This is a genomic window from uncultured Enorma sp. (genome assembly GCA_905210055.1).
In the GTDB taxonomy this organism is placed as follows: domain Bacteria; phylum Actinomycetota; class Coriobacteriia; order Coriobacteriales; family Coriobacteriaceae; genus Enorma.
In genome coordinates, this window is the sequence record CAJLVH010000152.1 from 1 (window position 1) to 4,320 (window position 4,320).

Annotated in this window: 4 protein-coding genes; 1 reads left to right on the plus strand and 3 read right to left on the minus strand. The window is 64.4% G+C overall.

Annotated elements, in window-relative coordinates; genetic code table 11:
• Window positions 1-71 precede the first annotated feature (71 nt).
• The 3 genes from QZ079_RS08285 to QZ079_RS08295 all read right to left on the minus strand — a co-directional run bounded on the left by QZ079_RS08285 (window position 72) and on the right by QZ079_RS08295 (window position 3,352).
• The gene (locus tag QZ079_RS08285) at window positions 72-665 is read right to left on the minus strand and encodes a J domain-containing protein (RefSeq protein ID WP_297037401.1); all 594 of its coding nucleotides are present in this window, start codon (window positions 663-665) and stop codon (window positions 72-74) included.
• A 54-nt stretch (window positions 666-719) separates the two neighbouring features.
• Window positions 720-2,435, minus strand: coding sequence for a dihydropteroate synthase (gene folP / locus QZ079_RS08290; RefSeq protein ID WP_297037402.1), 1,716 nt, complete (start codon window positions 2,433-2,435; stop codon window positions 720-722).
• A 155-nt stretch (window positions 2,436-2,590) separates the two neighbouring features.
• Window positions 2,591-3,352, minus strand: a complete 762-nt coding sequence (locus QZ079_RS08295) for an NAD-dependent protein deacylase (RefSeq protein ID WP_291289758.1) — start codon at window positions 3,350-3,352, stop codon at window positions 2,591-2,593.
• A gap of 88 nt (window positions 3,353-3,440) precedes the next feature.
• Here QZ079_RS08295 and QZ079_RS08300 point away from each other — a divergent pair, with 88 nt between their 5' ends.
• Window positions 3,441-4,256 carry an exodeoxyribonuclease III gene (locus QZ079_RS08300; RefSeq protein WP_297037404.1) on the plus strand — a complete coding sequence of 272 codons (816 nt, stop codon included), beginning with the start codon at window positions 3,441-3,443 and terminating at the stop codon, window positions 4,254-4,256.
• Window positions 4,257-4,320 lie beyond the last annotated feature (64 nt).

Below are 4,320 nucleotides of genomic sequence, written 5' to 3' on the forward strand. Positions count from 1 at the left end.
GACGGGTACGTTTGTGTCGAAAACGACACAAACGTACCCGTCCCCAAAGTGACGCGACCCCGAAGTGACGCCTAGAGGCGAGCGGCTTCCTCGGCAATCTTGCGCGCGGCATCGCGCGTTTGCAGCAGCTCACGCGAGCGCGTCTTCAGCGCTTCAACTTGGCTCGAGAGCATGACGGCGTCGACAACTCCCCACACCGCGACCATGGACGCGATCGAGGCGATCATCGCACCGAGGCCGCCGCGCACGCGCAGGAACAGGAACGCGACGATTGCGGCCACGCCCGCCATGACGAGCATCGAACGGCGCCGTTCGCGCATCGTGCGCAGCTGCGCCACCACCGCGAGCCTGGCGGTCTCGGCGGCGCGCGCACGCGCACGCGCTTCGAACAGGATTGCCGCCTCGGGGGAACTATCAGCGGACGCCCGCCCCTCGCGCCGAGACGCCGAGCCCCCGCGAGAACTCGCGCCCGCGGCCTTCAACAGCACATCCCGCGCTTCGTTGATGCGCTTCATCTGCTGCTCCGCCCGCGCGCGCAGGCGCTTGTTCTCGCCGAATTTATCGGGGTGAAGCATCTGCGCGAGCTCGCGATACGCCGCCAAGATCTCTGCACGCGACGCGCCGGGCTCGAGCCCCAGCACGCTCAGCGCCTCATCGCGCGTCATAGGCACCTCTCATTCGCCGTGCGAAAAGGCTCGTGCAAACCCGCCCCGAGGTACTCACAGCGTACCAAGCTCGCCCACCACATGGCCGATGCGCTCCTCGGGCTCGAGCACCGGCACGCCCTCGTAGCGGAAGAAGCGTGCGGGGTCGTGCATAAGGTCCTCGAGCGGCACGAGCACGAAATCGCGCTCTCCGAGCTTGGGATGCGGAAGACGCAGCTTGTCGCCGCCGTGTGTCTCGCCATCCATCCACAAAAGGTCGCAATCGATGACACGAGGGCCGTTCGGCCGCGCACTCTTCGTACGGTTCCTGCCCAGCCTGTTCTCGATCTCGAGCAACTCATCCAGCAGCACGGTCGGCGCGAGCTCGGTCTTGATCTCGATCACAGCGTTCGCAAACGGTGCCTGGCGCACCTCATAAGCGGGCTCACTTTCGTAGATGCGCGAACAATTGGAGACGCAGGTGAGCGGAATCTCAGCGATAAGGTCGCGCGCTGCGCGGATGTTATCCAGACGCTGCCCCTTGTTCGATCCGAGCGCCACGAACGCACGACGCGGCTGCGGGCGTGCAACAGACCAGAATCCGTTCAGGAACTGCGCGAACCCCGCAACGTTGTGCACGCGCACGATGTTCGCTCCGTTTTCGATCGCGCCGAGGCACACGCCGAACGTCGCCGCGTCGCGGTCCGCCGCCTCTTCCACACCGGAAACGGCACCCACGAACCGCTTGCGCGAGACCGCGCACAGAAGCGGGTAGCCCAGCGACGCCATCTTAGCGGTCTCGCGCTGGATGATGATGTCTTCGTTCGTGGACTTGCCGAATCCGGCGCCGGGATCGATGCAGATGCGCTCGCGCGCCACACCCGCGCGCATGAGGGCGCGCGCCTGATCCGAGAGAAAGCCCATGATGCGACGCATGATGGGCGCGGAATCCGGCAGGGTGAAGCGGCGGAGCTGGGACGTGCTCACGTAGGCTTGCGCCTGCCGCGCCGCACGGTTCATCACAGTGGCGAGCTCGTCGGTCATAACCGCTCCAGAGCCCGGCTCCCCAGCGCTCGCGGAGCCAGCGGCATCTACCAGTTCCTCGGCGGCCTGCGCGCCTTCGCCGGCGTCGGAGCCATTCGGCATCTCGGTGAACGGAAGCTGCTGCTGCACGAAGCCGCCCGATAGCTTCGGCGTGCCCAGGAGCCTCGTACGCGAACGCTTCGAGCCCCTACCGCTCTTCGCGGCGGCAGCCTCTTCTTCCGCCTCACGGGCACGCTCGGCCATATAAGCCGCCGCTGTGGTATCGAGCTGCACCGCGGTGCGCGCATGCGCGGGTTGATCCGACACTTCACCCGCGTGCACGATGATGACGCCGCACGTGCTGCTCTTCACGAACTCAACCATCTGTGGATCGGTGAATCCGGTCACATCGTTTACGATCGACGCGCCCACGCGCACAGCTGCCTTCGCGACCTCGACGTGCCTCGTGTCGATGGAAACGATCGCGCCACGCTGGGCGAGCGCACGCACGACGGGCAGGACGCGGCGCGCCTCTTCGTCGGCGTCTACCGGACGAAACCCGGGTCGCGTCGACTCGCCGCCCACATCGATGATATCCGCCCCCGCGTCGAGCATCGCGACGCCATGGGCGATCGCCGCCTCGGGATCGAAGTGCTCACCACCGTCGCTGAACGAATCGGGCGTGACGTTGAGCACGCCCATGATGCGCGGGCGGTCGAACGTGAGGGTATAGTTTCCGCAGCTCCACGCTTTGACATCTTGAGCCATGAGGGATCCTTTCGAAAATCCGCAGTACCCCTATTGTATCCAGTCTAACGACGCCGACGGCCCACCCCACAGAGAACCCAGAGGCCGTCTCCCCTGCTCCAAACATGACTGAAGGCAGCCCAGCTGACTGTCCTCATGCCGAGGGCCGCCGCCCCCTAGAAGGAGAACGCCTGAGCGATATCGCAGGAGACGAGGACGTCGGCCTGGGCATCCTGCGGCGTCGCGTCGCGATTTACGATAACAAGTGTGTCGCCTTGGAAATACCGGGTGAGCCCCGCCGCAGGGTATACCACGAGCGAGGTTCCGCCGATGATGAGCATGTCTGCCCGAGCGATCGCGCGCACCGCCCCTTCAATCACCGTTTCGTCGAGCGGCTCCTCGTAGAGCACCACATCGGGCTTAATAACGCCCCCGCACGCCGGGCACCGGGGAATCCCCTCCGCGTCCTCGAGCTCACGCGAGGTCATCTGCTCCGCGGCGTACACCGCGCCGCAGCGCTGGCAAATGTTGCGGTGCACCGAACCGTGAAGTTCCCACACGCGCTTCGACCCGGCAAGTTGGTGCAGGCCGTCGATGTTCTGCGTCACCACGGCGTCGAGTTTGCCCATGCGTTCAAGCTCGGCAAGCTTCAGATGGCAGGCGTTTGGCTTCGCGTCGAGCGCGATCATGCGCTCGCGGTAGAAGCGGAAGAACTCCGCCGGATGCGTCTCGAAGAAGGAATGCGAGAGCATGGTCTCCGGCGGGTATGCGAAGTGCTGGCTATACAAACCGTCGACGCTGCGAAAATCGGGGATGCCGCTCGCCGTGGACACCCCAGCCCCTCCGAAGAAAACGGCGTGCTCATGTTCGTCGAAGAGGCGGGCGAGGGCTTCGGCCGCCCGTGCCGCGTCGGTGATGGGTTCTGCGTGTCGCGCCATGGCATCTCCTCAAATCGTTGGAGCCGCGTGCTTCAGCACGATATCATGATATACCGATACGAACTGGCACCCCGACCTTGGAGCCGCTATGAAACCCTATTCGTTCGCTTCGTGGAACGTGAACGGCCTGCGCGCCGTATTGAAGAAAGAACCGAGCTTCGAAGAGATCGCGCGCGAACTCGATGCGGATATCCTCGCTTTGCAGGAAACGAAGCTGCAGGAAGGCCAGGTTGAACTCGAGCTTCCCGGTTATACCCAGGTATGGAGCTATGCCGAGCGCAAAGGATATTCGGGCACGGCGGTTTTCACGCGCGAGGAGCCGCTTTCCGTCCGCCGTGCCGACAGCCTCATGCCGTATGCGGGCGAAGGACCCTCGGCGGATCTGGTGGCGGAGGCAGTAGCCGAAGGTCGCGTGTGCGCGCTTGAATTCGAGCGCTTCTGGTTCGTGGACGTCTACACTCCCAACGCCAAGGAGGGACTCGCGCGCATCGAGTGCCGCATGGCTTGGGACGACGCATACCGCGCGTTTTTGAAGGGACTCGAGGAGGAGACCGGAAAGCCGGTCGTTACCTGCGGCGACTTCAACGTCGCGCACGAGGAGATCGACCTCAAGAACCCCAAGAGCAATCGCGGCAACGCCGGCTTCTCGGACGAGGAGCGCGGCAAGTTCACCGAACTGCTCGGTGCTGGCTTCACCGACACGTTCCGCTTGCTCCACCCCGACGAGGCGGGCGCCTACAGCTGGTGGAGCTACCGCTTCAATGCCCGCAAGAACAATGCGGGCTGGCGCATCGACTATTTCTTGGTGAGCGATGCAATCGCAGGCCAGGTGCGCGAGGCCGGCATCCGAAGCGACATCTTCGGCAGCGACCACTGCCCCGTCACCCTGCGTATCGACCTCTAGTCCCTCCCAACACTTTGGGGACGGGCAGCCATGTAAAATTACCCCAGCGACTTTTTTACATTGC